This is a genomic window from Stutzerimonas nitrititolerans (assembly GCF_003696285.1).
Lineage (GTDB): Bacteria > Pseudomonadota > Gammaproteobacteria > Pseudomonadales > Pseudomonadaceae > Stutzerimonas > Stutzerimonas nitrititolerans.
The window spans coordinates 70584-93085 of record NZ_RFFL01000014.1 but is presented as its reverse complement, the minus strand read 5'-3'; the positions used below and the strand labels follow the sequence as shown (position 1 = coordinate 93085).

General features: G+C 64.1%; 18 protein-coding genes. 6 read left to right on the top strand and 12 right to left on the bottom strand.

Features of this window, described 5'->3' with window-relative positions:
* Positions 1 to 73 precede the first annotated feature (73 nt).
* The 4 genes from ligD to EA795_RS16980 form a co-directional block, all read right to left on the bottom strand.
* Positions 74 to 997, bottom strand: coding sequence for a non-homologous end-joining DNA ligase (gene ligD, locus EA795_RS16995; protein WP_122078575.1), 924 nt, complete (start codon positions 995 to 997; stop codon positions 74 to 76).
* 18 nt (positions 998 to 1015) lie between these two features.
* Positions 1016 to 1984, bottom strand: a complete 969-nt coding sequence (ku, locus tag EA795_RS16990; RefSeq protein ID WP_122078573.1) for a non-homologous end joining protein Ku — start codon at positions 1982 to 1984, stop codon at positions 1016 to 1018.
* 25 nt (positions 1985 to 2009) lie between these two features.
* Complete coding sequence (locus EA795_RS16985; RefSeq protein ID WP_122078571.1) at positions 2010 to 2867, bottom strand: SDR family oxidoreductase; 858 nt, start codon at positions 2865 to 2867, stop codon at positions 2010 to 2012.
* A 95-nt stretch (positions 2868 to 2962) separates the two neighbouring features.
* Entirely contained in the window at positions 2963 to 3979 is a 1017-nt protein-coding gene (locus tag EA795_RS16980; protein WP_122078569.1) for a zinc-dependent alcohol dehydrogenase family protein, read from the bottom strand.
* A 270-nt stretch (positions 3980 to 4249) separates the two neighbouring features.
* Here EA795_RS16980 and EA795_RS16975 point away from each other — a divergent pair, with 270 nt between their 5' ends.
* Positions 4250 to 5167, top strand: a complete 918-nt coding sequence (locus EA795_RS16975) for a LysR family transcriptional regulator (protein WP_058075892.1) — start codon at positions 4250 to 4252, stop codon at positions 5165 to 5167.
* A gap of 35 nt (positions 5168 to 5202) precedes the next feature.
* Here EA795_RS16975 and EA795_RS16970 read toward each other — a convergent pair whose 3' ends face one another.
* From EA795_RS16970 to pedF, 3 genes are read right to left on the bottom strand one after another with little or no spacing between them, the layout of a single operon-like run.
* Positions 5203 to 6132, bottom strand: a complete 930-nt coding sequence (locus EA795_RS16970; protein WP_122078567.1) for a quinoprotein relay system zinc metallohydrolase 1 — start codon at positions 6130 to 6132, stop codon at positions 5203 to 5205.
* Positions 6133 to 6165: 33 nt separating this feature from the next.
* Positions 6166 to 6915 carry a quinoprotein dehydrogenase-associated SoxYZ-like carrier gene (locus EA795_RS16965; protein ID WP_122078565.1) on the bottom strand — a complete coding sequence of 250 codons (750 nt, stop codon included), beginning with the start codon at positions 6913 to 6915 and terminating at the stop codon, positions 6166 to 6168.
* Positions 6916 to 6944: 29 nt separating this feature from the next.
* Positions 6945 to 7382, bottom strand: coding sequence for a cytochrome c-550 PedF (pedF, locus tag EA795_RS16960; RefSeq protein ID WP_058075895.1), 438 nt, complete (start codon positions 7380 to 7382; stop codon positions 6945 to 6947).
* A 350-nt stretch (positions 7383 to 7732) separates the two neighbouring features.
* Here pedF and exaA point away from each other — a divergent pair, with 350 nt between their 5' ends.
* Both exaA and EA795_RS16950 read left to right on the top strand, forming a co-directional pair.
* On the top strand, positions 7733 to 9604 hold the full coding sequence (exaA, locus tag EA795_RS16955; RefSeq protein ID WP_122078563.1) for a quinoprotein ethanol dehydrogenase: 1872 nt from the start codon (positions 7733 to 7735) through the stop codon (positions 9602 to 9604).
* Positions 9605 to 9691: 87 nt separating this feature from the next.
* Complete coding sequence (locus tag EA795_RS16950) at positions 9692 to 10339, top strand: pentapeptide repeat-containing protein (protein WP_122078633.1); 648 nt, start codon at positions 9692 to 9694, stop codon at positions 10337 to 10339.
* Between the two features lie 32 nt (positions 10340 to 10371).
* Here the strand turns inward: EA795_RS16950 and EA795_RS16945 are convergent, their stop codons facing one another.
* On the bottom strand, positions 10372 to 11031 hold the full coding sequence (locus EA795_RS16945; protein WP_122078561.1) for a response regulator: 660 nt from the start codon (positions 11029 to 11031) through the stop codon (positions 10372 to 10374).
* Positions 11032 to 12047: 1016 nt separating this feature from the next.
* On the opposite strand from EA795_RS16945, the gene EA795_RS16935 reads away from it, so the two are divergent.
* Complete coding sequence (locus EA795_RS16935; RefSeq protein ID WP_122078559.1) at positions 12048 to 12605, top strand: PQQ-dependent catabolism-associated CXXCW motif protein; 558 nt, start codon at positions 12048 to 12050, stop codon at positions 12603 to 12605.
* Between the two features lie 252 nt (positions 12606 to 12857).
* The gene (locus EA795_RS16930) at positions 12858 to 13523 is read left to right on the top strand and encodes a response regulator transcription factor (protein ID WP_058075897.1); all 666 of its coding nucleotides are present in this window, start codon (positions 12858 to 12860) and stop codon (positions 13521 to 13523) included.
* Positions 13524 to 13604: 81 nt separating this feature from the next.
* Here EA795_RS16930 and nahK read toward each other — a convergent pair whose 3' ends face one another.
* The 3 genes from nahK to EA795_RS16915 form a co-directional block, all read right to left on the bottom strand.
* Positions 13605 to 16244 carry a hybrid sensor histidine kinase/response regulator NahK/ErcS' gene (gene nahK, locus EA795_RS16925; protein ID WP_170162248.1) on the bottom strand — a complete coding sequence of 880 codons (2640 nt, stop codon included), beginning with the start codon at positions 16242 to 16244 and terminating at the stop codon, positions 13605 to 13607.
* A complete protein-coding gene (gene nosP / locus EA795_RS16920) occupies positions 16174 to 17316 on the bottom strand; it encodes a nitric oxide-sensing protein NosP (protein WP_170162249.1) in 1143 nt (380 codons plus the stop codon). The genes nahK and nosP overlap by 71 nt, the downstream gene beginning before the upstream one ends.
* 218 nt (positions 17317 to 17534) lie before the next feature.
* Positions 17535 to 18722, bottom strand: coding sequence for a porin (locus EA795_RS16915; RefSeq protein WP_122078553.1), 1188 nt, complete (start codon positions 18720 to 18722; stop codon positions 17535 to 17537).
* Between the two features lie 282 nt (positions 18723 to 19004).
* On the opposite strand from EA795_RS16915, the gene EA795_RS16910 reads away from it, so the two are divergent.
* A complete protein-coding gene (locus EA795_RS16910; RefSeq protein WP_122078551.1) occupies positions 19005 to 20414 on the top strand; it encodes a hypothetical protein in 1410 nt (469 codons plus the stop codon).
* Between the two features lie 63 nt (positions 20415 to 20477).
* Here EA795_RS16910 and EA795_RS16905 read toward each other — a convergent pair whose 3' ends face one another.
* Positions 20478 to 22400 carry a HAMP domain-containing methyl-accepting chemotaxis protein gene (locus tag EA795_RS16905; RefSeq protein ID WP_122078549.1) on the bottom strand — a complete coding sequence of 641 codons (1923 nt, stop codon included), beginning with the start codon at positions 22398 to 22400 and terminating at the stop codon, positions 20478 to 20480.
* Positions 22401 to 22502 lie beyond the last annotated feature (102 nt).

Sequence of the window (22502 nt, the reverse complement as noted above, 5' to 3'; positions counted from 1 at the left end):
CCAACTGATGTTGTCGACTGCCTCGTTTTTGTATGGTTCCGCTTCGTTGGGAAAGCTCCAGGCAACAGGTTTGTCAGTCTTGGTCGCGAACACCGAGGTGGCGCAACATGGCCTTCGTGAGCCCCTGACGGGTCGAGTCGTAGGCCGCCCAGGGGTCGCTGCGCTGCTGGTCCAGGCGCTGCTTGATATTGAGGATAGACCACTGCCCCGCGCCGTCGAGTTCGTGCAACTCGTCACGCTCGACAGGCACCGAAACCGCCAGCCCCGGTCGCGCTCGCACCGAATAGGCGGCCACCGTGCTGGCACCGCGCTGGTTGCGCAGGTAATCGACGAACACCTTGCCGACCCGGTTCTTCGCCCCCATCCTGGCCACCAGCCGGTCGGGCGCCTGTTCCGCCAGGCGCAGGCTGACGCCCTGGGCGAAGGCGCGCACGGTATCCCAGCTGTGGCGACGGTCGATCGGCACCACCACATGCATGCCGCGCCCCCCGCTGGTCTTGAGAAAGGCCTGCAGGCCGAGCTCCTCGAGCAGGTCCAGCGTCAGACAGGTCGCCTCGGCCATCCGCGACCAGCCCAGCTGCGTGTCGGGATCGAGATCGAAGATCACCCGGTCCGGCCGTTCGATCCGGTCGCTGCGCGCGTTCCAGGTATGGAATTCGACGGTGCCCATCTGCACCGCCTCGATCACCGCGCAGATGTCATCGGCCTGGATCAGGCGTGCATGCTCGGGGTCCAGCGAGCGATCCAGCACACGCATGTGCGGCATCTTCAACCGGCCGCAATGGCGCTGGAAGAAGCTGTCCGCATCCACGCCATCCGGCGCCCGCACGATCGACAGCGGCCTGCCACGCAGGTGCGGCACCAGCCGATCCTGGAGCGACAGGTAGTATTCGGCGAGCTGCAGCTTGGTGGCGCCCGTTCGTGCATCGATCACCCGCTGCGGACTGCTGATTCCGATCCCACCCACCAGCGGCCGCTTGCTGCGTCCTTCGGACATGGGTTCCTCCCGAGCCGATCAGCCGGTTTTTCGGCTCTTGCCGGCCGGTTTGCGGGGTGCGGAGGTGCCGGTCTTGCCGGTGGTCTTGCGCGTCCTGGGCTTGCCCTTGGAGGCGCTGGCCTTGCCGTTTTCCTCGCCGTCGTCCCCGTCCTCGTCGGGATCGGTGACCTCCTCGCTGGCCCCGGCCTTGCTCTTCGGCTTGGCCGCCAGGCTGCGCTTGAGCAGCTCGGTCAGGTCGATGACATCGGCGCTGCGCCGGTCCACCGCCTCTTCCGGTCCACCCACGGCCTCCAACCGGCCTTCGCGCGCCTTGGTCTCCACCAGTTCCATGATCTGGTCCTGGAAGGTGTCCTTGAACTGGGTCGGGTCCCAGTCTTCGGTCATGTCCTCCACCAGCCGCTTGGCCATGTCCAGCTCGCGCTTGTTCAGATCGGCATTGAGCGCCTCGTCCTTCATTTCCAGGTACTCGACACCGCGCACCTCGTCGGCCCAGCGCAAGGTATTCATCACCAGTGCCTTGCCCAGCGGCATCACCACCGCCAGGTGCTGCTTGTTGCGCAGCACCACGTTGGCGATGCCGACCTTGCCGGTCTCGATGAGTGTTTCGCGCAGCAGCGCGTAGACCTTCTCGCCGCGACGGTCGGGGGTGAGGTAGTACGGCGTGTCGATGTAGAGGAAGGAGATGTCCTTGGCATCGACGAAAGAAACGATATCCACCGTCTGGGTCGCCTTGGGATGGGCGGCCTTGATTTCCTCGTCGCTGAGCACGACGTAATGGCCCTTCTCGTATTCGACGCCCTTGACGATGTTCTCGCTGTCGATCTCTTCGCCGGTGGTCTTGTTGATGCGCTTGTAGCCCACGCGGTCCATGCTGCGCTTGTCCAGCCAGTCGAAATCGATTCCGCTGCGGCTGGTGGCAGGGACCAAGGCCACCGGGATATGCACCAGCCCGAAACTGACAGCGCCCTTCCAGATCGTGCGCGGCATGGCTCTTACTCCTGTCGGCGGACGGTCAGCCGTTGACCACCGTGCCACCGTTGACGTGGATCACCTGACCGGTGACGTATGACGAATCGCTGCTGGCCAGGTAGACGTAGGCCGGGGCGACTTCCTCCGGCTGGCCGGGGCGCTTGAGCGGCACGTTGGCGCCGAATTCGGCCACCTTGTCGGCATCGAAGGTGGATGGGATCAGCGGCGTCCAGATCGGCCCCGGCGCCACGCCGTTCACGCGGATGCCGCGCTCGACCAGGCTCATCGACAGCGCACGGGTGAAGCCGACGATCGCGCCCTTGGTCGAGGAGTAGTCGATCAGCATCGGGTTGCCCTTATAGGCGGTGACCGAGGTGGTGTTGATGATCGAAGCGCCTTTGCCGAGGTGCGGCAGCGCCGCCTGGGTCATCTGGAACATGCCGAAGACGTTGGTGCGGAAGGTCTTTTCCCACTGCTGCTGGGTGACGTCCTCGAAGCGCTTCTGCGGGTGTTGCTCGGCGGCGTTGTTGACCAGGATGTCGAGCTTGCCGAACGTGGCTACCGTCTCGTCGACCACCTTGCGGCAGACATCCTGGTCGGCCACGTCGCCGGCGAAGGTCAGGCAGCGGCGCCCCTGCTGCTCCACCACGCGGCGTGTTTCGTCGGCATCCTGATACTGATCCAGATAGAGGATCACCACATCGGCGCCCTCGCGTGCGAACAGCACCGCCACCGAGCGGCCGATGCCGCTGTCGCCGCCCGTGATGATCGCCACCTTGTCCTGCAGCTTGCCGGCGGCCTTGTAATCCTCGCCACGGAATTCCGGGCGAGGTGTCATTTCGTCTTCCTTGCCCGGCTCCGGTTGCTGTTGCGGGGGCATAGTCTGCTTCTGGTCGGCCATGCCGAGTCCTCCGTCAAGTGAATAACCTGTCTGCGGAGGACTGGATGGCCAGCCGAAAAGTTTCTAGCGGGTGATGAGAGGCAGCCTACGGAGCCTCATTCGACCTGCAGGACGACGCGCCCTCGGGCCTCGCCGCTTTCCATGTACTGGTGCGCGGCGACCGCCTCTTCGAAGGGAAACACCTTGTCGATCTGGGGACTGACCAGCCGATCGGCAGTCAGCTGATTGAGGTGCAACAGCGCACGCTCCACCGCCTCACGGTTCTGCTCGATGCCCAGTTCCGGCTGGCCGGTGAAGTTGCCGAGACAATGCAGGAAGAACTTGACGTTCTTCTTGAACGCCGCGCATGCGGGAAAAGCCGCCTCGTTGCCGCCGATGATGCCGTAGAGAATCAGCTTGCCGCGCGGCGCGATCACATCGCCGAGCAGTTTCATCTGCGAACCACCGCAGGCGTCGAGCACGACTTCCACGCCTTTGCCGCCGGTGATCCTGTCGAGGCGACCGACGAGGTCCTCCTCCTCGGTGGCGATGACCGTCTCGGCCCCCAGGCCCAGCAGGAATTCCCGGTCTTCGCTGTGCTCGCAGGTCGCGATGACCCGCGCGCCGAGCGCCTTGGCCAGCTGCACCACGGCCGGCCCCGTGCAGTGCCGGGCCTGAGTGACCAGCACGTGCTGGCCGGGCTCGAGTTGCGCGAGCTCCACCAGCGCGAAGTAGGAAATCAGCAACGGCGTGTAGTGCACGCTAGCCTCGACGGGGCTGAGCATCGCCGGATAGTGCACCAGCGAAGTCTGCGGAACGCGCACCTGTTCGCCATACAGCGGATAGTCGTTGATGTCGTGAGCCGGAAAGCTGGCTACCCGGTCGCCAATGGCGAAGCCCTCGACGCCTTCGCCCACGGCCATTACCAACCCGGCCACTTCGCTTCCCAGGCCCGCCGGCAGCCTTGCGTGGCGTGGCGCCAGATCCTGTCGCCAGAGCACGTCGTTCCAGCTCACGCCGATCGCAGCGACCTTCACCAGCACCTCGCCGGGGCCGGGCCTGGATGTTTCCTGCTGCTCGTAGCGCAGCACCTCGGCGGGACCGAACTGATGGAAGCGGATGATGCGGGACATGGAAAGACCCCTCGGTTACTACTGTATTGGTGACTCTATCCGTCCCGCGGGCACAACTCCAGCCGCCCGTGCGGCATTCCGGTCGATAGTCGCCATGCCCAGCGATGATGATGGTTTGCATGCAGCTCCGTATGTATGAACGCATCCATGACAGCTTCGTGCAATTTGCGAGCGGAAATGGGCATGCGTGGCGCGCTTCGATCTGTCTAGAATGCAGTCGCAACCTTCGAGGAAGGGCCTGTCGTCCGACCGCAACATGAAGTGAATGGCATGAATCGCAACGACCTTCGCCGTGTGGATCTGAACCTGCTGATCGTCTTCGAGACCCTGATGCACGAGCGCAGCGTGACCCGTGCCGCCGAGAAGCTGTTTCTCGGACAGCCGGCGATCAGCGCCGCGCTGGCCCGCTTGCGCGCGCTGTTCGACGATCCGCTGTTCGTACGCACCGGTCGCAGCATGGAGCCCACCGCCCGCGCCCAGGAAATCGCCCGGCTGCTGTCACCGGCGCTGGATTCGATCTCCACCGCCGTCAGTCGCGCGTCCAGCTTCGACCCCGCCACCAGCACCCAGGTGTTCCGCATCGGCCTGACCGACGAAGTCGAGTTCGCCCTGCTGCCGCCCCTGCTGCGCCGCATTCGGGCCGAAGCGCCGGGAGTGGTGCTGGTGGTGCGCCGTGCCAACTACCTGCTGATGCCGGGGCTGCTGGCATCGGGCGAAATCTCCGTTGGTGTCTGCTACACCGAGGAACTGCCAGCCAATGCCAAGCGCAAGGTATTACGCCGTCCGAAGCCGATGCTGCTGCGCGCCGATGCCATCCCGGGGCGCATGAGCATGGACGACTACTGCTCCCGCCCGCATGCGATGGTGTCCTTCGCTGGCGATCTGAACGGCTACATCGACGAGGAGCTGGCCCTGCATGGCTGCAAGCGCCAGGTGGTGCTCGCCGTGCCGCAGTTCAACGGCCTGGCGAGCCTGCTGGCAGGCACAGACCTGGTGGCCACGGTACCGGACTACGCCGCGGCGGCTCTGGCAGCCAGCGGTGGCGTACGCGCCGAACCACTGCCGTTCGAGACCAGCCAGGATTTCGAGCTGTCCATGGCCTGGCGCGGCGCCCAGGACAACGACCCCGCCGAGCGCTGGTTGCGCTCGCGCATCCAGATGTTCGTGGGCGACCCGGACAGTCTCTGAGCGTGCAGGAAACCACTGCGCGATATACCGATCGGTTACTCGTCCACCCGCTGCAATTGCCCTGCTTCGTACTTCGGATACAGGTGGCTGACGCCGCGGATCAGCTCGTAGCGCGTCAGGCTGATGCCGGAGAAACGTTCGGGGATCGGGCTCTGGATGACCTCGTTCATGTCGGCGCCGCTGGCCACCGCGTCGCGTAGCAGACCGTCGAGCCAACCCAGATAGTCGCGCATCTGTTCGAACGGAGCGCTGTCGCGGCTCAGCGGTCCGTGGCCGGGCACCAGCAATTTCCAGGGCGTGGCTTCGAGACGATCGAGATCCGCCAGCCACACATCCAGCCCGGGACTGTTGGGCGTGGTCAGGGCGCGCTGATGAAAGAGGATGTCGCCGGCGAACAGCACGCCACTGCTTTCATCGAGCACCGCCAGGTCGGCCCCGGTGTGTCCACGCAATTGCAGCAGGTGCAGCCTGCGATCACCGATTTCCAGCAGGCCGGGCTCCAGCGTTTCGTTCGGCAGCACCACCTCGGTGCCGCGCATCCAGTCGCCGACCATCCGGTACATGTTCTCGGCCATGGCATCGCCCTGCTCGCGCAGCAGTTCGGTGGTGCCGGCGAGCGCGGCGATGGGCACGCCGGCGAAGGCCTGGTTGCCCAGCACATGGTCGGGATGATGATGGGTGAGCAGCACCTTGATGACGGGGCTATCGGTCACTTCGGCGATGGCGGCACGCATGGCCTCGCCGTAGCGTCTGGAGGGACCGCTGTCGATCACCACGACACCGTTCGAGGTCACGATGAAGCCGGTATTGACGATGTTGCCGCCGTTGCGCGGGTCGAAGTTGTCCGTCGAGCCTTCCAGCAGCCAGACATCTTCGGCGATCTGGCGTGGCTGCAGCCGGTATTGCAGCTCGGCCTGTGCAGGCAGGGCCAGGCAGAGCGCGAGGGTCAGGATGAACAGGCGCATGTGGCCTCCTTGGCTTGAGTGAACTGCGGCACGCTACAACGCCGCTTCGAACTCGTTGCCGTTGTTGTCGCGCAGCCACAGGCGGCTGCTTTGCTGGCCCTTCACTTCCAGACTCAGCGTCGGGTTCTCGCTGACGGCGGGGTATAGTTCCAGCGTCGCCAGGGTGTTGCCTTCCGTGTCGCGCAGTTCGGCCTGGTTGAGGAAGAACTCGGGAATGCCGCCGACCAGGCCGTTGTCCATCGGGTGCGAGACCTGCAAGCGCAGACGGCTGCCGGCAGCGCGCTCGAAACGACCGCCCACTACCCTTCCCAGCCGCTGTTCCCAGCCGGGCTGGGTGCGCACCACACTCGGCGCCGAACAGCCGCCGCCGGCGGCATCCACCCGGGCCGAGCCCACGTGCCAGACACCATCTCGCGTGAGTACCGCCGCGCGGATCGGCGTGGCCTGCTCCACGCGAAAGCGAATGGCCACCAGCGGCACGACCTGCTCGCCCGGAACGAAGCTGAACACGCGCGGGATGGGATTGAGCTCGGCCCAGGCTTCGATGCGCACCACCTCATCGCCCAGCGCGCGCGCATCGACATGCATCGGTACCTGGCGAGCGTCTTCGGCGAAGGGCGGTACCAGTACCTTGACGCGATCGTCGAACACATAGGGCTCGCCGTTCAGCACGCGCTCGTGGTGGTGCTGCCACATGACCGATTGCAGCGGGTCGGGCTGAGCGGCCAACACCCCGTCCAGCGGCAACAGGGTGAAGACCAGCAGCAGTTCACGAACGCGCATATCGACTCTCCCGCGCAGAGCGCTGTCTTTTACTGCTTGGCCGCCTCGTTTTCTATATAGGTGCGGATCGCCCACAACGCTTCCTGGCTGAGGGTGTCGGCCATGCGTGGCATGTACACCGCACCGTCGCGCACCGCGCCGTTGATCACGCGCTCCTTGAACCATTCGTCACCGCTTATATCGGCCTCCAGTTCACGCAGGTCCGGGGCGATGCCGCCAGAGATGGCTTCCAGCCCGTGGCAACGGGCGCAGTTCTGGTTGTAGGCCGAAGAGCCGATCTCCACGGCCAGGTCGTGATGCTCGCCCGGTTCACGATAGGGGTTCTCGTCCACCCATTCTTCACCGAGCTCGGGCAGGCCCTTGGTCTCGACCGCATGGGGTACGACATCACCGTGTGCCAGCGCCAGGCCGGACATCGCGAGCAGGCCTGCGGCCAGGAGTACGCGCATTGGATTCTTGTTGTTCATGACTACCACCTCGTTTCGTGAAACCGTGCAAGGCAGCCCCCGTCGGGAGCGCATGGCGGTCATGTTGGCGATGCTGTCGGGTCGACAGAATCCTGCTTTGGATGCCGGCGCCTCCTCCCTTGGTAGCGGGTTTCGCCACCGCCTTTGGCAGCAGGTCGAACGGCACTTGGGGAGCAAGGCCAAATCACCAGGCGTTTGGGAAGTTTTCCCGGCGTTCGCGGGAGTTTTTCCGTATCGGCCCCGGCGCCGCGCTTCCAATAATCGATTCGCCAGGTCGTCGCTCATGCCAGACACCACGTCTGCGCATTGCGCCGATGGCCTAGTCCGAACCGACCAAGGGAATCGCAACCATGACAACAAGATCGCACCCCGGCAGCAAACGTCCCCTCGCCCTCGCCGTGCAATGCCTGGCGCTGGCGGGCAGCCTTGCACTGATCGGCACCGCCCAGGCCAAGCCGGTCAGCTGGGAAGACATTGCCAACGACCATCTCTCCACCCATAACGTCCTGCAATATGGCCTGGGCACCCACGCCCAACGCTTCAGCCCGCTGGCTCTGGTCAACGACAAGAACGTCTTCAAGCTGACGCCGGCCTGGTCGTTCTCCTTCGGCGACGAGAAACAGCGCGGCCAGGAATCCCAGGCCCTTATCCACGATGGCGTGATCTACGTGACCGGCTCCTATTCGCGCGTCTTCGCCCTGGATGCCAAGACCGGCAAGCGCCTGTGGAGCTACGCCCACCGCCTGCCCGACGACATTCGCCCCTGCTGCGACGTGGTCAACCGTGGCGCCGCCATCTATGGCGACAAGATCTACTTCGGCACCCTCGACGCCCGCGTCGTGGCGCTGAACAAGGACACCGGCAAGGTCGTCTGGAACAAGAAGTTCGGCGATCACGGCGCCGGCTACACCATGACCGGCGCGCCGACCCTCGTGAAGGACGGCAAGACCGGCAAGGTGCTGCTGATCCACGGCAGCTCCGGTGACGAATTCGGCGTGGTCGGCAAGCTCTTCGCTCGCGACCCGGACACCGGCGAGGAAATCTGGATGCGGCCCTTCGTCGAAGGCCACGTGGGCCGCCTGAACGGCAAGGACAGTACCCCCACCGGCGACATCAAGGCACCGTCCTGGCCGGACGACCCCAACTCCCCCACCGGCAAGGTCGAAGCCTGGAGCCAGGGCGGCGGCGCACCGTGGCAGAGCGCGAGCTTCGATGCCGAGACCAATACCATCATCGTCGGCGCCGGCAACCCCGCGCCGTGGAACGGCTGGGCACGCACTTCCAAGGATGGCAAGCCGCAGGACTACGACAGCCTCTATACCTCCGGCCAGGTCGGCGTCGACCCGAGCACCGGCGAAGTGAAGTGGTTCTACCAGCACACGCCGAACGATGCCTGGGACTTCTCCGGCAACAACGAACTGGTGCTGTTCGACTACAAGGACAAGAACGGCAAGACGGTGAAAGCCACCGCCCACGCCGACCGCAACGGCTTCTTCTACGTGGTCGACCGCAAGGATGGCAAGTTGCAGAACGCCTTCCCCTTCGTCGATAACATCACCTGGGCCAAGGGCATCGACCTCAAGACCGGACGCCCGATCGAGAACGAAGGCCAGCGCCCACCCAAGCCCGAGCCAGGCGAGAAGCACGGCAAGTCGGTCGAGGTCTCGCCGCCCTTCCTCGGCGGCAAGAACTGGAACCCCATGGCCTACAGCCAGGACACCGGCCTGTTCTATGTGCCCGCCAACCACTGGAAGGAGGACTACTGGACCGAGGAAGTCAGCTACAAGAAGGGTTCGGCCTACCTCGGCCAGGGCTTCCGCATCAAGCGCATGTATGACGACCACGTCGGCGTCCTGCGCGCCATGAACCCCACCACCGGCAAGGTGGAGTGGGAACACAAGGAGAAGTTGCCGCTGTGGGCCGGCGTACTGGCCACCAAGGGCAACCTGGTGTTCACCGGTACCAGCGACGGCTACTTCAAGGCCTTCGACGCCAAGACCGGCGACGAGCTGTGGAAATTCCAGACCGGCAGCGGAATCATCTCCCCGCCCGTGACCTGGGAGCAGGACGGCGAGCAGTACATCGGCGTGACCGTCGGCTACGGCGGCGCCGTGCCGCTGTGGGGCGGCGACATGGCCGAGCTGACCAAGCCGGTCGCACAGGGCGGCTCGTTCTGGGTGTTCAAGTTGCCCGCATGGGAAAACAAGACCGCCAAGCGTTGATGTCCCGGCCGTGCCTGCGCTGTCGCGGGCACGGCCTATTCACTCGGAACGGGCGCCCCGGCGCCCGACCAATGCATGGGTCCCAACATGAAAACGTCCAGCCTGCTACTCCCCTTGCTGCTCGCTACCGCCTCGGCCTTCGCCGCGGACGATCAGCCCCTGACCGTCAACGGTTGCACCCTGCAGCCGGAAAGCCAATGCGCCAACGCCGACCTACGCGGTGCCGACCTCAGCAACCAGGACCTGCGCAAGATCAACCTGGCCGGCGCCGACCTTTCCGGAGCCAACCTGCGCCATGCCATCCTTGATCTCGCCAACCTGGAAAAGGCCAACCTCACCGGCGCCACCCTCAATCGCGCCAGCCTGCAACAGGCCAATCTGCGCCTGGCCAACTTCACCGACGCCCAGTTGGTAGCCATCCAGGGCTGGGGATTGTTCGCCCAGGCGGCGCAATTCAAGGGCGCCAATCTCACCGCCGCCTACCTCGAGTTCGCCCGCATGAGCGGCGCCAAGATGCACGGCAGTGATTTGCGCGCCGCCGACCTGGAAATGACCTGGCTGAGCAAGGCCGATCTCAAGGGCGCCAGCCTGATCGACGCCAACCTGCAGGAAGCCAAGCTCAATGACGCCAACCTCGAGAATGCCATTCTCACAGGTGCGCGGCGGCATTACGCGTCCTTCCAGGGCACCAACATGGAAGGCTGCACGGATTGCCCGATGGATTGGGAAAAGTAGCCTTGGCGAAGCGCCGCGTTGCCGAGCGGGAACTACGCCTGGACCATCCTTCGCTCGCCAACGCGCAGCACGCCGGTATCGATGGCCAGGTGTACCAGCTCGGCGTGCGAGCCGACCTGAAGCTTGCTCTTGAGCAGGGTCAGGTAGTTGGAGACGGTCTTGCCGCTGATGCACAGCTGCTCGGCGATCTGCCGGGCAGGCGTGCCCCTGGCGAGCATCACGAAGATTTCGAATTCGCGCTGGGTCATGCCCTGCAGGCGCGGGTCCGGCGAGCCGCCATGAACCGGATTGCGCGCCAGTTCGGTCGCCAGCGGTTGCTCGATATAGGCATGGCCGGAGAGGACGCGCCGCACCGCGTCGATCAGCACCTGCGGCGAGGCGCCCTTGGTGATGTAGCCCGCCGCACCGGCATCCAGCGCCTGGCGAACCAGGGTCAGCTCGTCGTGCATGCTGAAGAACAGTACCCGCAACTGCGGCAAGCGCTGACGCAAGCGCCGCGTGGTTTCCAGGCCGCTGATGCCCGGCAGGCCGATGTCCATGATCACCAGGCTGGGAATGTCCCGCTGGCACTCGTCCAGCGCCTGTTCGCCATCGCAGGCCTCGCTCAGTTGCACTTCGGGCAGTACCGCACGCAGCAGCGCGGCGCAGCCCTGACGCACCATGGCGTGGTCGTCCACCAGAAGAATCTTCACAGGCTACCTCCGATGCCACGGGGTGGTCGTTGTATGCCCCGGTTCTGTTTTCGGACAACCCCATGCTAGAACCTGGAAACGCTCGCCCCCCTACTACCTTGGTACTGCCGGAGCGCTACTTTCCGTGCATTTTCATGGCTTCCGCTGGTGTCTGGTGCGCGGTGCGACATGAGGGTTGATATCGGACTGGCAAGTTTGGGTGGTGCTGCCAGCTGGCTTAGGCTTGTAGCTTGCAGATCAGGGCGATTACCGAGTGTGCTGACACTTCTGGTTTCGGCCCCCCGGCCGAGTCACTTTCTCTTTGCTCGCGCGAAAGAGAAAGTAACCAAAGAGAAAGCGCGCCCGACATCCGGGTCTGGCCTGTGGCCAGACTCCCCTCGCTCCGGTGCCGCTCCGGGGGCCGTCACGAAGGGGCGTCCCTGCCCCTTCGCTCCTCGCTCGGCGTCCATGCCTCGCGTCCCCCTGCGCAACACCTCCACTCGGCCTCCTGACGGGGGATGGGGTCCGAGTCGCTTGAAAGATTGTTGGTGTTGCTTGGGCTTTGCTTCTTTTTGCACGAACCAACAGGCGACACCAACCGCCCCTTTCAGAAGGGTGAGCGGAATCGTTGCGTAGAGGGCGAGCCGCAGGGATGCGGCGAGAGTCGTAAAGGGCCAAGGATGGCCCTTGTACGACGGCCTTCGGAGCGGCGATGGAGCGAACGAACCCTGCGCGCAGCGCAGGGCCGTATGTAGGGGCAAGCGTTTTTGCTTACTTTTTTCGCGACTGAAAAAAGTGAGTCGCCCAGCAGGGCGAAACCCACGCCATCGAGCAAATCGATAAACGATCACGAAAGCGAAACTTTCATTCAACACACAAACTTGCCAGTCCGGTGCCAACCCGTGCTCCCCCAAGGAAAGCACGATGAACGAACAGCCCCTACTACTTTGGTACCAGTTTTCGCCTCCATCGTAGGATTTCAAAGCCAGCACCATTGTTCTGTAATCGAGTCACCGGAACACTCAGGAAGCAAGACGATGTCGCGGTTCCCCCCATTACTGCTCATCACGACGGTTTGCCTTGGGCTCAGCCAGGCAGCACCTGCGCAAACGGACGGCGAGCTGTTCTCAGCCGAAGGTTACCGCCAGGCGCACTACCGCAGCCCGACGCCAGCCACCGCCGAGGGTGCGCAGACGCTGGACACCGCGTCGCTACGCGCATTGCTGGATAACGAGCCGCAGCTGGTGCTGGTGGATGTCTATCGTCGCCAGTGGCTGGCAGGCCGCTTCATCGAAACCGAGGCGCACGCCAACCTGCCCGGCAGCATCTGGCTGGCCAATACCGGTGATGGAACGCTGCAGCCGCAATGGGCCGATTACTTCGCCGAGAACCTGGCTCGCATCAGCCAGGGGCAGAGCGATCGCCCGCTGGTATTCTACTGCCGCTCCGATTGCTGGCTCGGCTGGAACGCCACCCGGCGGGCGCACGCCCTGGGCTATACGAGGCTCTACTGGTATCGCGATGGCGTGGATGGCTGGGAACAGGCCGGCCTGCCCCTGAATCCAGCAACACCGGAGCCGCTGAACAGCCCCTAGCAGGCCGTTGAAAAACGTAGGCGAGGCAGGCAAGACAAGGCAAAAACGGCCGAAACGTAGCGCAGCGAAGTAACAGCCGTAGGCTGGCCCGCAGGGCGAACGCAGTGAGTCAAAAGCGCAGTTTAGGTGTTCTAAATGAGCATTTTGAGGCCGTTTTTAACGCAGTATTGCCAACGCAGATAGTTTTTTCAGCGGCCTGCTAGTGAACCGCTGAACGTGCCGACCATAACCACAACAAAGAGGTGAACGGCCTTGTACAAGATTCTGATTGCCGATGACCATCCGCTGTTTCGCGAAGCCATCCACAATGTCATTCGCGACGGCTTTCCCGACAGCGAGATCCTGGAAACCGCCGACCTCGACAGCGCGCTGGCCCTGACCCTCGAACACGACGACCTCGACCTGGTCCTGCTCGACCTCAACATGCCCGGCATGCACGGCCTGAACGGACTGATCAACCTGCGCAACGAGGCTCCGACCATTCCGGTGGTGATCGTTTCCGCCGAGCAGGACAAGCAGATCGTGCTGCAGGCGATCACCTACGGCGCGGTCGGCTTCATCACCAAATCGTCGCCGCGGGCCCAGATGACCGAGGCCATCGAGCAGATTCTCAACGGCAACGTCTACCTGCCTTCGGACATCATCCGCAGCCAGAAAAGCGGCCGGCGCCAGACCAGCTACAACGAACCCTCGATCCCGCCCGAGCTGCTGCAGGCGCTGACCCGCAAGCAACTGCTGGTACTGGAGCGCATGACCAAGGGCGAATCCAACAAGCAGATCGCCTACAACCTCGACATCGCCGAAACCACGGTCAAGGCACACGTCTCGGCGATCCTGCGCAAGCTCAACGTGCACAACCGCGTGCAGGCGATCCTCTCGGCCGGCGATATCGACTTCACCGCCTACCTGCGGCGCTAAGGCGAGTACCGGGTTCGGCGGTGGCGCACTCGGCGCGGTGCGTTCACAGGCACGTCCCACGCATCAACGCAGCCTGCCCATTCAGCCCGCCTGCCCGTGTTCCAGCATATGGCACATGGCGGTCTTCAGCTTCATCGGCCGTACCGGCTTGTGCATCAGCATGTGCCCCAGCTCGCGTACCTGTTGCTTGAGTTCGTTGCTGTAGTTGGCCGTGATCATCAGCGCCGGCAGCGGGTTGGCGCGACGGGCGTTGACCTTGGCGACCACGTCGATGCCGGTGTGGCCGTTGTCCAGGTGGTAATCGGCGATCAGCAGGTCGGCCTCGGCATGGAAGTCGTCCACCTGGCGCGCCAGATCTTCTTCCGAGAGCGCCGTGGTCACCGCGCAGCCCCAGCCTTCGAGCAGGGTGCGCATGCCGGCGCAGATCGCCGTATCGTTATCCAGCACCCAGACGCGCGCGCCTTGCAGGCGCTGGAGTACCAGTTCGGTGGTGGTCGGCTCGGCACGCAGCAGGGGCGCGCGCCTGGCCAGTGGCACCTCGATGGCGAACCGGGACCCACGCCCCGGCTGCGAGCTGACCTGAATGCGATGACCGAGCATGCGCGCGATCTTCTCGACGATGGCCAGGCCGAGGCCCAGGCCACGGTCCTGGTTCGGCCGCACGCCCTCCCCGCGCTTGAACTCCTGGAAGATTTCCTCGAGTTTGTCGTCGGCGATGCCGACGCCGGTGTCCCACACCTCGATCGACAGCCGCTGCCGACGCCGCCGGCAGCCCAGCAGCACGCGCCCCTGCGGCGTATAGCGGATGGCATTGGTCAGCAGGTTGCGCAGGATGCGCGCCAGCAGCTGGATATCGCTGCGCACCAGTGCCGAGCTGGGGATGAAGTCCAGTTGCAGGCGCTCGGCCCCGGCAATCTGGCGGAACTCCATGGCGAGGTTCTCCAGCAGCTCGCTGACGGCGAACGGGGCAATATCCGGCTTGATCACACCGGCGTCGAGCTTGGAAATATCCACCAGGGTGCCGAGCAGGTTCTCCACGTCCTCCAGCGAATTGCTGATGTTGCGCACCAGCCCGCCGCTGGGCTCTGCCGGCTGTTCCAGCAACGCGCTGGTGAACAGCCGAGCGGCGTTCAGCGGTTGCAGCAGGTCATGGCTGACGGCGGCGAGGAATTTGGTCTTGGACAGGTTGGCCAGCTCCGCCTCGCGCTTGGCCTCGCGCAATCGCGCCTCCACCAGGCTGCGCTCGTCGATCTCGCGCAACAGCTGGTCGTTGAGGCTGGTCAGCTCGGCGGTGCGCTCGCGCACCCGCTGTTCCAGGTTCTGGTAGGCCTGGTGCAGCGCCTCGGCGGTGCGCCGACGGTCGGTAATGTCCTGGATCAGCACGAAGATGCCGGCGACCTCGCCGCTGGAAAGCCGGTTCGGTACGTAGGAACGCAGCATGTAGCGCTGCTGACCGGCATGGTTGCGCTCGGATATCTCGAAGCTGACGTTCTCGCCGGACAAGGCGCGATCGATGTAAGGCGCCAGCTGCCGCCAGTGCTCGCCGCTGTGCACTTCGGGCAGGCTCTGCCCGAGCATGCCGTCGCTGGGCCAGCGGTACCATTCCTCGTAGACCTTGTTGGTGAATTCGTAAGTCAGGTCGGACGACACGTAGGCGATCAGCGCCGGCACATGATCGGTGATCAGGCGGATCCAGCGCTCGCTCTCGCGCAGCGCTTCGGCATGGCGGTAGCGTTCGGTAATGTCGGTGAAGGTGTTGACGAAACCGCCGGTGGGCAGCGCATGGGTGCGGATTTCCAGCATGCGGCCGTCGAACAGGCGTTGTTCCAGTTCACGTACCGGCCGATCCTGCCCATCCCGGGTATTCGGCGTCAGGAGCTTCAGCTCGCTCTCGGCCATCACTTCCTCGAACGGCCGGTGCGCCTCGATCGGCGCCAGCCCGCAGAGTTCGAGGAAGCGTCGGTTCCACAGTTCCAGCGCGCCCTCGGCACCGACCATGGCCACCCCCTGGGACAGGTTGTCGACCGCGCGCTGCAGCAGGCGCGACTTCTGTGCCAGTGCCTGCTCGCGGCGCATGGTTTCGCTGACTTTCACCTCGGTGATGTCGGTGTAGAGGATGACCAGCCCACCCTCGCGCGTCGGCCGCTCGCTGACCTGCACCCAGCGCCCGTTGTTCAGCCGGTAGACGGTCGGCTCGTCGCCCTTGCCGCGGTGCTCCTCGACGATCAATCCGGTGCTCTCGGCCAGCTGGCGCACGTCGATCAGCCGCGTGCCGGCATTGATACGCGCGCGGGTGCGGCTCCACAGCGACTTGAAACGACGATTGAACAGCACGATGCGCTGCTCGCGGTCGAACAGCACGAAGGCATCGGAAATGCTCTCGATGGCATCGACCAGGTGCTGGTGGGCAGTTTCTGCCCGCAGGCGCGCGTCGCTGAGCAGCTGGTTGCTGCCCTTGAGTTCGGCCATCGCCTGGTTCAGCGCATCGGTACGCTCGCGTACCTGCTCGGCCAGTTCCACCGAATGCTGGAAGGCTGCATAGGGCGCATCACGCCCGGCGCCGCTGGACTCGACCCGTTCGATCAGGGCGGCGTTGATGCGCGCCAGCTTGTGGTTCTCGCGCTCCAGCTCGGCCTGGCGCGCCAGCAGGTCAACGACCGCCCCGCCCTCCAGGCCGACCAATGGCGACACCGGTGAAGGTCTGGTTGATGTGCATGCCATTGAACTGCTCTCCGTAGGTGTTGAAGCCGATCACCTGCTGGCGCCTGAGAAAAGCCGAAACCTGCTCGCTGGCGCCGTTGGCCTCGATTTCCAGGCGGCGCAGGAAGCAATCGCAGCCAATGGTGAGGAGCGGCGGCCCGAGACGCTGTTCGAGCCGCCGGAACAGCGCTTCGAGATTGGGCATCAACGGGCCGGGCTGCATGGCCGTCAGCACGATGCCGTTCTCCACCGCGCAGTAGAAGGTCAGGCTCAGGTCGTCGTTGACCTTCTGGATCGAGCGCACGTAGTACTGCTCGTTGATGCGCACCGCCAAGGGATGCGCGGCGAACAGCCGGTGGTCGAGTTCGGCGACCGGCACGCCGATCAGCCGCGCGTATTCCTCGGCGGCGGGCTCGGCATTCAGCTCGAAGACGCGCCGACCGTTGCTGTCGGCGCGAGTGACCACCAGCTTCTCGCCATTGGGCAGGATGTGGTGGGTGGTGAACACCTCGAAATCCAGCCAGGTGTTGACCAACACCACGATGGCCGCACCACTGTGGAAACGGCCGTCGTAGTAGACGTGAGTATCGCTCAGGTGATTGTCGTCGCCCGCCGAGCCGCCGAAATGGGGGATGCTGCCGAAAGCCGCACTGAGCGCGGCGAGCACCTGTTCCTCGCGGCTGGACAGGCCGTCGAGCAGGGTCAGGGCGAAGCTGTGGTCCTTGATCGGCGCCAGGGAATTGCTGCGACAGGCGCTGCCCAGCCGCTCCACCAGTTGCTGGGCATCGATCAGGCTGAAACGCTCCATTTCGTCGATCAGCTCGCAGGCGATCGAAAAACTGCGGTGGTCGAAGCCGATGGCGCTGACGCAACTGCGACTGTAGCCCTGGGCGGTGATCTCCCCCGCCGAGGTGCAGCCCACCAGACGCACGCCGCCGAAGTACTGCTGCAACGCATCGCCCAGGGCCGGCAGATCGTATTCGGCCGAGCAGAAGAACAGCACGAAACCGAGGTGCGGATGGATCAGCTGGCGCGCCAGGTCCTGGGCCACCGTCTCGGCCAGCCGCGCTTCGGACATTGCCGTGCGTATCATCTGCGCCTGCTGTTCACTCACGCACCGTCCTCCCGTCTCACCCGTATCGGATTGACCCCATTCTTGGTCAGGGCTTGCGGTACGAAAATGCTACTTGAGTACCGGAACGGACCTGCCTAGGTAGCGATGCCTGGCCGGATCGTCACGCGAAGAGGATGGAGGAATACGGAAAAGGCCGGCCCCCTCGCGGGGACCAGCCTCTGTGCTGCCTGCCGGGCTCAGAAGCTCAGCGCAGCGCCCACGGCGAAGGTCCGGGTTTCCTCGTCGACGGCATTGGTGCTCCGCCCCGCGATCTCGAACTCGTTGAGTTCGGCGACCAGCTTGAGGTTGTCGTTGATGTCGTGGAACAGCGCGATGCCGCGGGTCTCGTAGTCGGCGGCGGTGCCCAGGCCGTTGCCGTCGTCCTTGGTCTTGCCGTAGGACAGCGCGATGCGGTTCTTGCCGAAGCGGTACGAGCCCTGCAGCAGGTAGCCATCACTGTCCACCTCGCGCAGCAAGGCTTCGCCGGCGTTGTTGGTGAAGAATGGGTTGATGCCCTCGGCCTGGAAGCCCGAGGCGGTCAGCGAGAAGCTGCCCATCTTCGCCTGCACGCCGTAGCCGAGGCCCTTGGATGTGACATCCTCGATGCTGCTGTCGGTGTTGTCCGAGTTCTGCTGCATGGCGTTGATCCAGGTATAGAACTGGGTGCCGCCCAGCTCGAACTGGTAGGTCACCTCGGCTTCCAGGCGCGGCTCTTCCTGGTAGGCCTTGTCCAGGGTGGAGCTGCTGTCCTCGGTGGTGTCCACCGGGTCCATGATGCCGACCGCAATGCGCAACCCGCTCATCACCGGGGAGCGATAGGTGACCTGGGATGTCGGGAACGGATAGGGGTAGCCGGTGCCGATGTTGCCAAAGGAGACGCCGCCGCCGTCCACCAGGCCCAGGGTGTCGCTGACCTGGCCATAGCCGGTGAGCATTTCATCGAGCAGGATGTTGGAACGGGCGAACAGACCGAAATCCTTGCCGAACAGCACCTCGCCCCAGGCATCGTTGGACACCGTGGCGTAGAACTGGCGGACGTCGATGCCGGTCTCGGTGCCATTGGTGTCGCTGTCGTTGATGGTTACCCAGAACGAGGAACGGCCGCCCAGCTTGAGGTCCTCGACCTGCTTGCTGAAGTTGAAGCCAATGTAGTTGGGCAGGAAGCCCATCTTGACCCGCGATTGCTTGCGGTCGAACTGCTCGCCGGCACGATCGACATCGCTGTGCACATAGAAGGTGTTGAAGTAACCATCGGTGGAAAAGCGAGTGTCATCCTGGTCGTAAAGCACGATTTCAGCCAATGCCGACTGGCTCGCCGACAGGGCGACGGCACCGGCCAGGGCCACAGGCAGCAGGGTTGAAACGGCTTTCTTGTTGTTGTGCATGGCGCTCTCCGCTGTATTTGACGACAGGCAGTCGTGACGGGAGCGATTATCGAAAGGCCACCTGGGCACACATACGCTGCGATGGCGGCGAATGGCTAGTGCTTTGGCCCTGTCATCCGTACTGCCTCCCGCGCACGAGCGGCGCTGACCGGGGGCACTGGCGCTTTGGTATTACGCCGTAGCGCTTGTGGCCAACAGGCCGCTCCATGGCTTCAGCGGCCTCGCGCTCTTTCATCGGCAAGCTTGGTATCCTGAGCGCGGTCAACTGTCATCGGGGGTTCCGTGTTTTCACTGAAGCGCAAGGGCGATTACCGTCTGCAGCTGACCCGTACGCTCAAGGAGCCTGGACGGCACCGGATCGAGCTGTATCTGTTCACCCCGCACGAGAGCAACCTCTCCGCCTGGACCCTGGCCGAGGAGCAGTTTTTCTTCAGCGCCCTCACCCACAGCTTCGGCTTGCTGGGCATGCCATCGAAAGACCGCGTCAGCAAGGCGGACGGCTCCTTCGTGCTGCTGTCCCCCCACTACGAAATCATGTACGGCTCCTGGTTCTTCCGGTACCAGGCCTCGATGGAACGGTTACGCCAGCAGTTGTTGGCTTCCGGTGCGGCAGCGGAGCCGATTGCCCGTGCCCTGCGCCTGAGCCAGAACTTCGCCCAGCGCCTGCGCAAGTCCGTGCCCCAGCAGAGCAACCAGCTGCGCTATTTCCGGCAGATGGACATCTACTTTTCGTGGCATGCCGAACAGTTCCTGCTGGAGTGCATGACCCTCGAAGGGTTCGCCGAACTCGACGACGAGCTCAAGCAGGCCGTGACCGAGTTTCTGCGCCAGGAGCTCAAGTACCGCAAGGAACGCGAATACCTGAGCGACTTCCATGGCACCCCTACCCGTGTCTGGAACCGCATGGGGCTGTATCACCGGTTGCTGGAATATCCCGTGCTGCTGCGTGCCAAGGTCACCGAACTGGGCGCCGGCACCCACAAGCTGGTGAAGGCGGCTTCCACCATGCTGATCATGTCGCTGTTCACCTATTTCCTGTTCAACGCGCGCGACGCCAGCCAGAAGCTGTCGCTCACCCTGCTGCTGGGCATTGCGCTGGTCTACGCCATTCGCGACCTGCTGCGCGACGACATGATCACCGCCATCACCCGCAAGCTGCGCAAGGGCAAGCCGCGCTGGAAGATTCGCCTGCTCATGCCCTACACCCGCAAGCTACTGGCCCAGCAATGGGTCTGGCTCGACTACCGCAAGCTGCCCGACCTGCCGCCGCTGATCCGCGAGCACTCCGGCAAATGGGCCACCAACGAGGAACGGCAGATCATCTGCTACCGCTCGCTGCTCAACCTGGACAAGGCCGCGCTGGAGCATGACGAAATCCGCGAGCGCCTGACGCTCGACTGCGAACAGCTCTGCGCGATGATCCAGGCCAGCCACAACAAGCTGTTCGTCCGTACCGACGACGAGGACCCGTTCGCCATCCAGGCCCACCCCATCGAGAAACAGCACGACTACAACCTGCTGCTGGTACACCGCGTTCCTGGCCAGCATTTCCCCTCGGCCCAGCGCTGGCGCCTGCGGCTCGGGGTCAATGGCATCGTGCAATGCGAAAGCAAGAAGGCCCACTGGCCCGAGCCGCCGGAGCTGCCGCCCTCGCGCTGGCGGCGCCTGACCGGTCGGTGGCGGCGAGACTGAGTCCGGCCAACCGGCCAAGCGGCGCCGATCAATGAACCTTGATCGGCACCGTGCGGAGCGGGCTCAGACCTTGAAGAAGCTGACCCTCGACTGCAATTCGTTGCCCAGACGGGCCAGCTCGGCGGTCGAGGCGGCCGTCTCCTCCACCGCCGCCGCCGACTGTTCGGCCACATCCCGTACGTTCAGCACCGAGCGATTGATCTCCTCGGCCACCGAACTCTGCTCTTCGGCCGCGGTGGCGATCTGCATGTTCATCGCCTGGATCAGCGAGATGGTCTGCACCACGTCGTTCAGACCTGTTTCGACTTCCCTGGCGAGCACCACCGTGTCCTGAGCCAGCGTGTTGCTCGCATTCATCATGTCCGATGCGCCTCGGGCGCGGCTCTGCAATCCGGCGATGAGCTGCTCGATCTGGGCGGTCGACTCCTGGGTTCGCTGGGCTAGGCCCCGGACCTCGTCGGCGACCACCGCGAAGCCGCGCCCGGCCTCACCGGCCCGCGCCGCCTCGATCGCAGCGTTCAAGGCCAGGAGATTGGTCTGCTCGGCGATGCCGTTGATGACGGTCAGTACCGTGCTGATGCTTACGCTTTCCTCGTTCAGTCGGTTGACGGCGTCGGTGGAAAGCGACACCTCATCGGTCAGCTTGCCGATCTGGGTCAGCGCCCGCTGGAGCACCACGGAACCATGGGCAGCCTGGTTATCGGCACGCTGGGCGGCGCTGGAGGCCTCCTGTGCATTCTGTGCGACCTCGTGGACCGTCGCGGCCATCTCGTTCATCGCGGTCGCGACCTGGTCGGTCTCCTGGCGCTGGCTGCTGACGCCGGCGCTGGTCTGCTCGGTCACGGCCGACAGCTGCTCGGCCGCCGAGGCCAGCTGGATGGTGCTATCGGTCACATGGGCAAGCAGCCCACGCAGGTTCTGTCGTGTCCTGTCCAGCGAACCGAGCAACGCGCCGAACTCGTCGCCACGGCGCTCGATCGCAACTTCCGTCATGTCACCGGCACCGATGGCCTCGGCGATTTTCAGGGCATTGTTCAACGGCCGCGTGACCTGGCGGACGATCAGCCAACTGATCAAGCCGGCAAGCACCAGCGCCAGAGCGGTAACCAGGAGCATCAATATTTCGGCGGCGGCGGCGTCCGATTCACTCTTCGCGATCTGCCCTTCGACAATTTTCTCGACACTGGCATAGGCCGTCTGGAAATGCTCGGCCATGTCCCGGCGTGCCTGCCGCTCCTGCTCCACGAGCGGGGGCAGTTGCTCTACGTGCCCGATGTACTCGTTCACCCGCGTCTGGAATTGCTGGAGCATTTCAGCCTGGTCTTCCCGAAGTTCGCCCTCGAGCGGCTTGGAAGCTGCCCGAGCCAGGTCGAACTGCTGTATCAGCGCCTTAAGGGTCTCATCCGCCTCATCCGTAAGGTAGCGGCTGACAGCAAAGCGCAACTGGCGATTCTGTTTCGCCAGCTCGACAGCGAAAAGCGCCAACCCTGCCTGATGCGCATCGAAATGCATCACTGGCGCGTCGGGCGTTCCGGCGAGATCGCTTTCGAGCTCCACCGCCAGCCGATCCGCCTCGTTGCCGGCTTGTAACCAGCCGCTACGCGTCTTGATTTTCTGCTCGGCCGCGCTGGCCAGACGATGAAAACTGGCCTGATAAGCCAACATTGCCGAGGTGACGGCATCGATATTCTCGATATCGTCCGCCGAGGTGAAGTTTTGCCTGGTGGATTTCGCAACTTGGAGGATCTTGTCGATCGACCGGTTCAGCTCGTTGATATGCGCTCTGTCACCGGTAGCGTCGAAGACCGATTGCAGATGCCGGACGTAATTCGCTTCATTGAGCAGCCCGTAGGATGCAAGGGCTTTATCGCTGCGTGACACCAGATTATCGAGGCTGCGAACCCCGATGATCGCCACGATGATCGCCAACACACCGACTGCGCCAAAACCTGAACCCAGCTTCAGGGCAACCTTGAGATTCTTCATTCGCTACTCCAGACCGAACCGTGACCAACTGGTCAACTCTTATCGGCGAGGGCCGGCAAAGCTGAAGGTCGAGGGAACGAAAATTCCTGCCACAACTCCCGC

What these genes read in the sequence shown, in the direction of transcription:
- ligD (WP_122078575.1), bottom strand. Translation starts at nt 997, where the DNA reads ATGTCCGAAGGACGCAGCAAGCGGCCGCTGGTGGGTGGGATCGGAATC.
- ku (WP_122078573.1), bottom strand. Translation starts at nt 1,984, where the DNA reads ATGCCGCGCACGATCTGGAAGGGCGCTGTCAGTTTCGGGCTGGTGCAT.
- EA795_RS16985 (WP_122078571.1), bottom strand. Translation starts at nt 2,867, where the DNA reads ATGGCCGACCAGAAGCAGACTATGCCCCCGCAACAGCAACCGGAGCCG.
- EA795_RS16980 (WP_122078569.1), bottom strand. Translation starts at nt 3,979, where the DNA reads ATGTCCCGCATCATCCGCTTCCATCAGTTCGGTCCCGCCGAGGTGCTG.
- EA795_RS16975 (WP_058075892.1), top strand. Translation starts at nt 4,250, where the DNA reads ATGAATCGCAACGACCTTCGCCGTGTGGATCTGAACCTGCTGATCGTC.
- EA795_RS16970 (WP_122078567.1), bottom strand. Translation starts at nt 6,132, where the DNA reads ATGCGCCTGTTCATCCTGACCCTCGCGCTCTGCCTGGCCCTGCCTGCA.
- EA795_RS16965 (WP_122078565.1), bottom strand. Translation starts at nt 6,915, where the DNA reads ATGCGCGTTCGTGAACTGCTGCTGGTCTTCACCCTGTTGCCGCTGGAC.
- pedF (WP_058075895.1), bottom strand. Translation starts at nt 7,382, where the DNA reads ATGAACAACAAGAATCCAATGCGCGTACTCCTGGCCGCAGGCCTGCTC.
- exaA (WP_122078563.1), top strand. Translation starts at nt 7,733, where the DNA reads ATGACAACAAGATCGCACCCCGGCAGCAAACGTCCCCTCGCCCTCGCC.
- EA795_RS16950 (WP_122078633.1), top strand. Translation starts at nt 9,692, where the DNA reads ATGAAAACGTCCAGCCTGCTACTCCCCTTGCTGCTCGCTACCGCCTCG.
- EA795_RS16935 (WP_122078559.1), top strand. Translation starts at nt 12,048, where the DNA reads ATGTCGCGGTTCCCCCCATTACTGCTCATCACGACGGTTTGCCTTGGG.
- nahK (WP_170162248.1), bottom strand. Translation starts at nt 16,244, where the DNA reads ATGGCATGCACATCAACCAGACCTTCACCGGTGTCGCCATTGGTCGGC.
- nosP (WP_170162249.1), bottom strand. Translation starts at nt 17,316, where the DNA reads ATGATACGCACGGCAATGTCCGAAGCGCGGCTGGCCGAGACGGTGGCC.
- EA795_RS16915 (WP_122078553.1), bottom strand. Translation starts at nt 18,722, where the DNA reads ATGCACAACAACAAGAAAGCCGTTTCAACCCTGCTGCCTGTGGCCCTG.
- EA795_RS16905 (WP_122078549.1), bottom strand. Translation starts at nt 22,400, where the DNA reads ATGAAGAATCTCAAGGTTGCCCTGAAGCTGGGTTCAGGTTTTGGCGCA.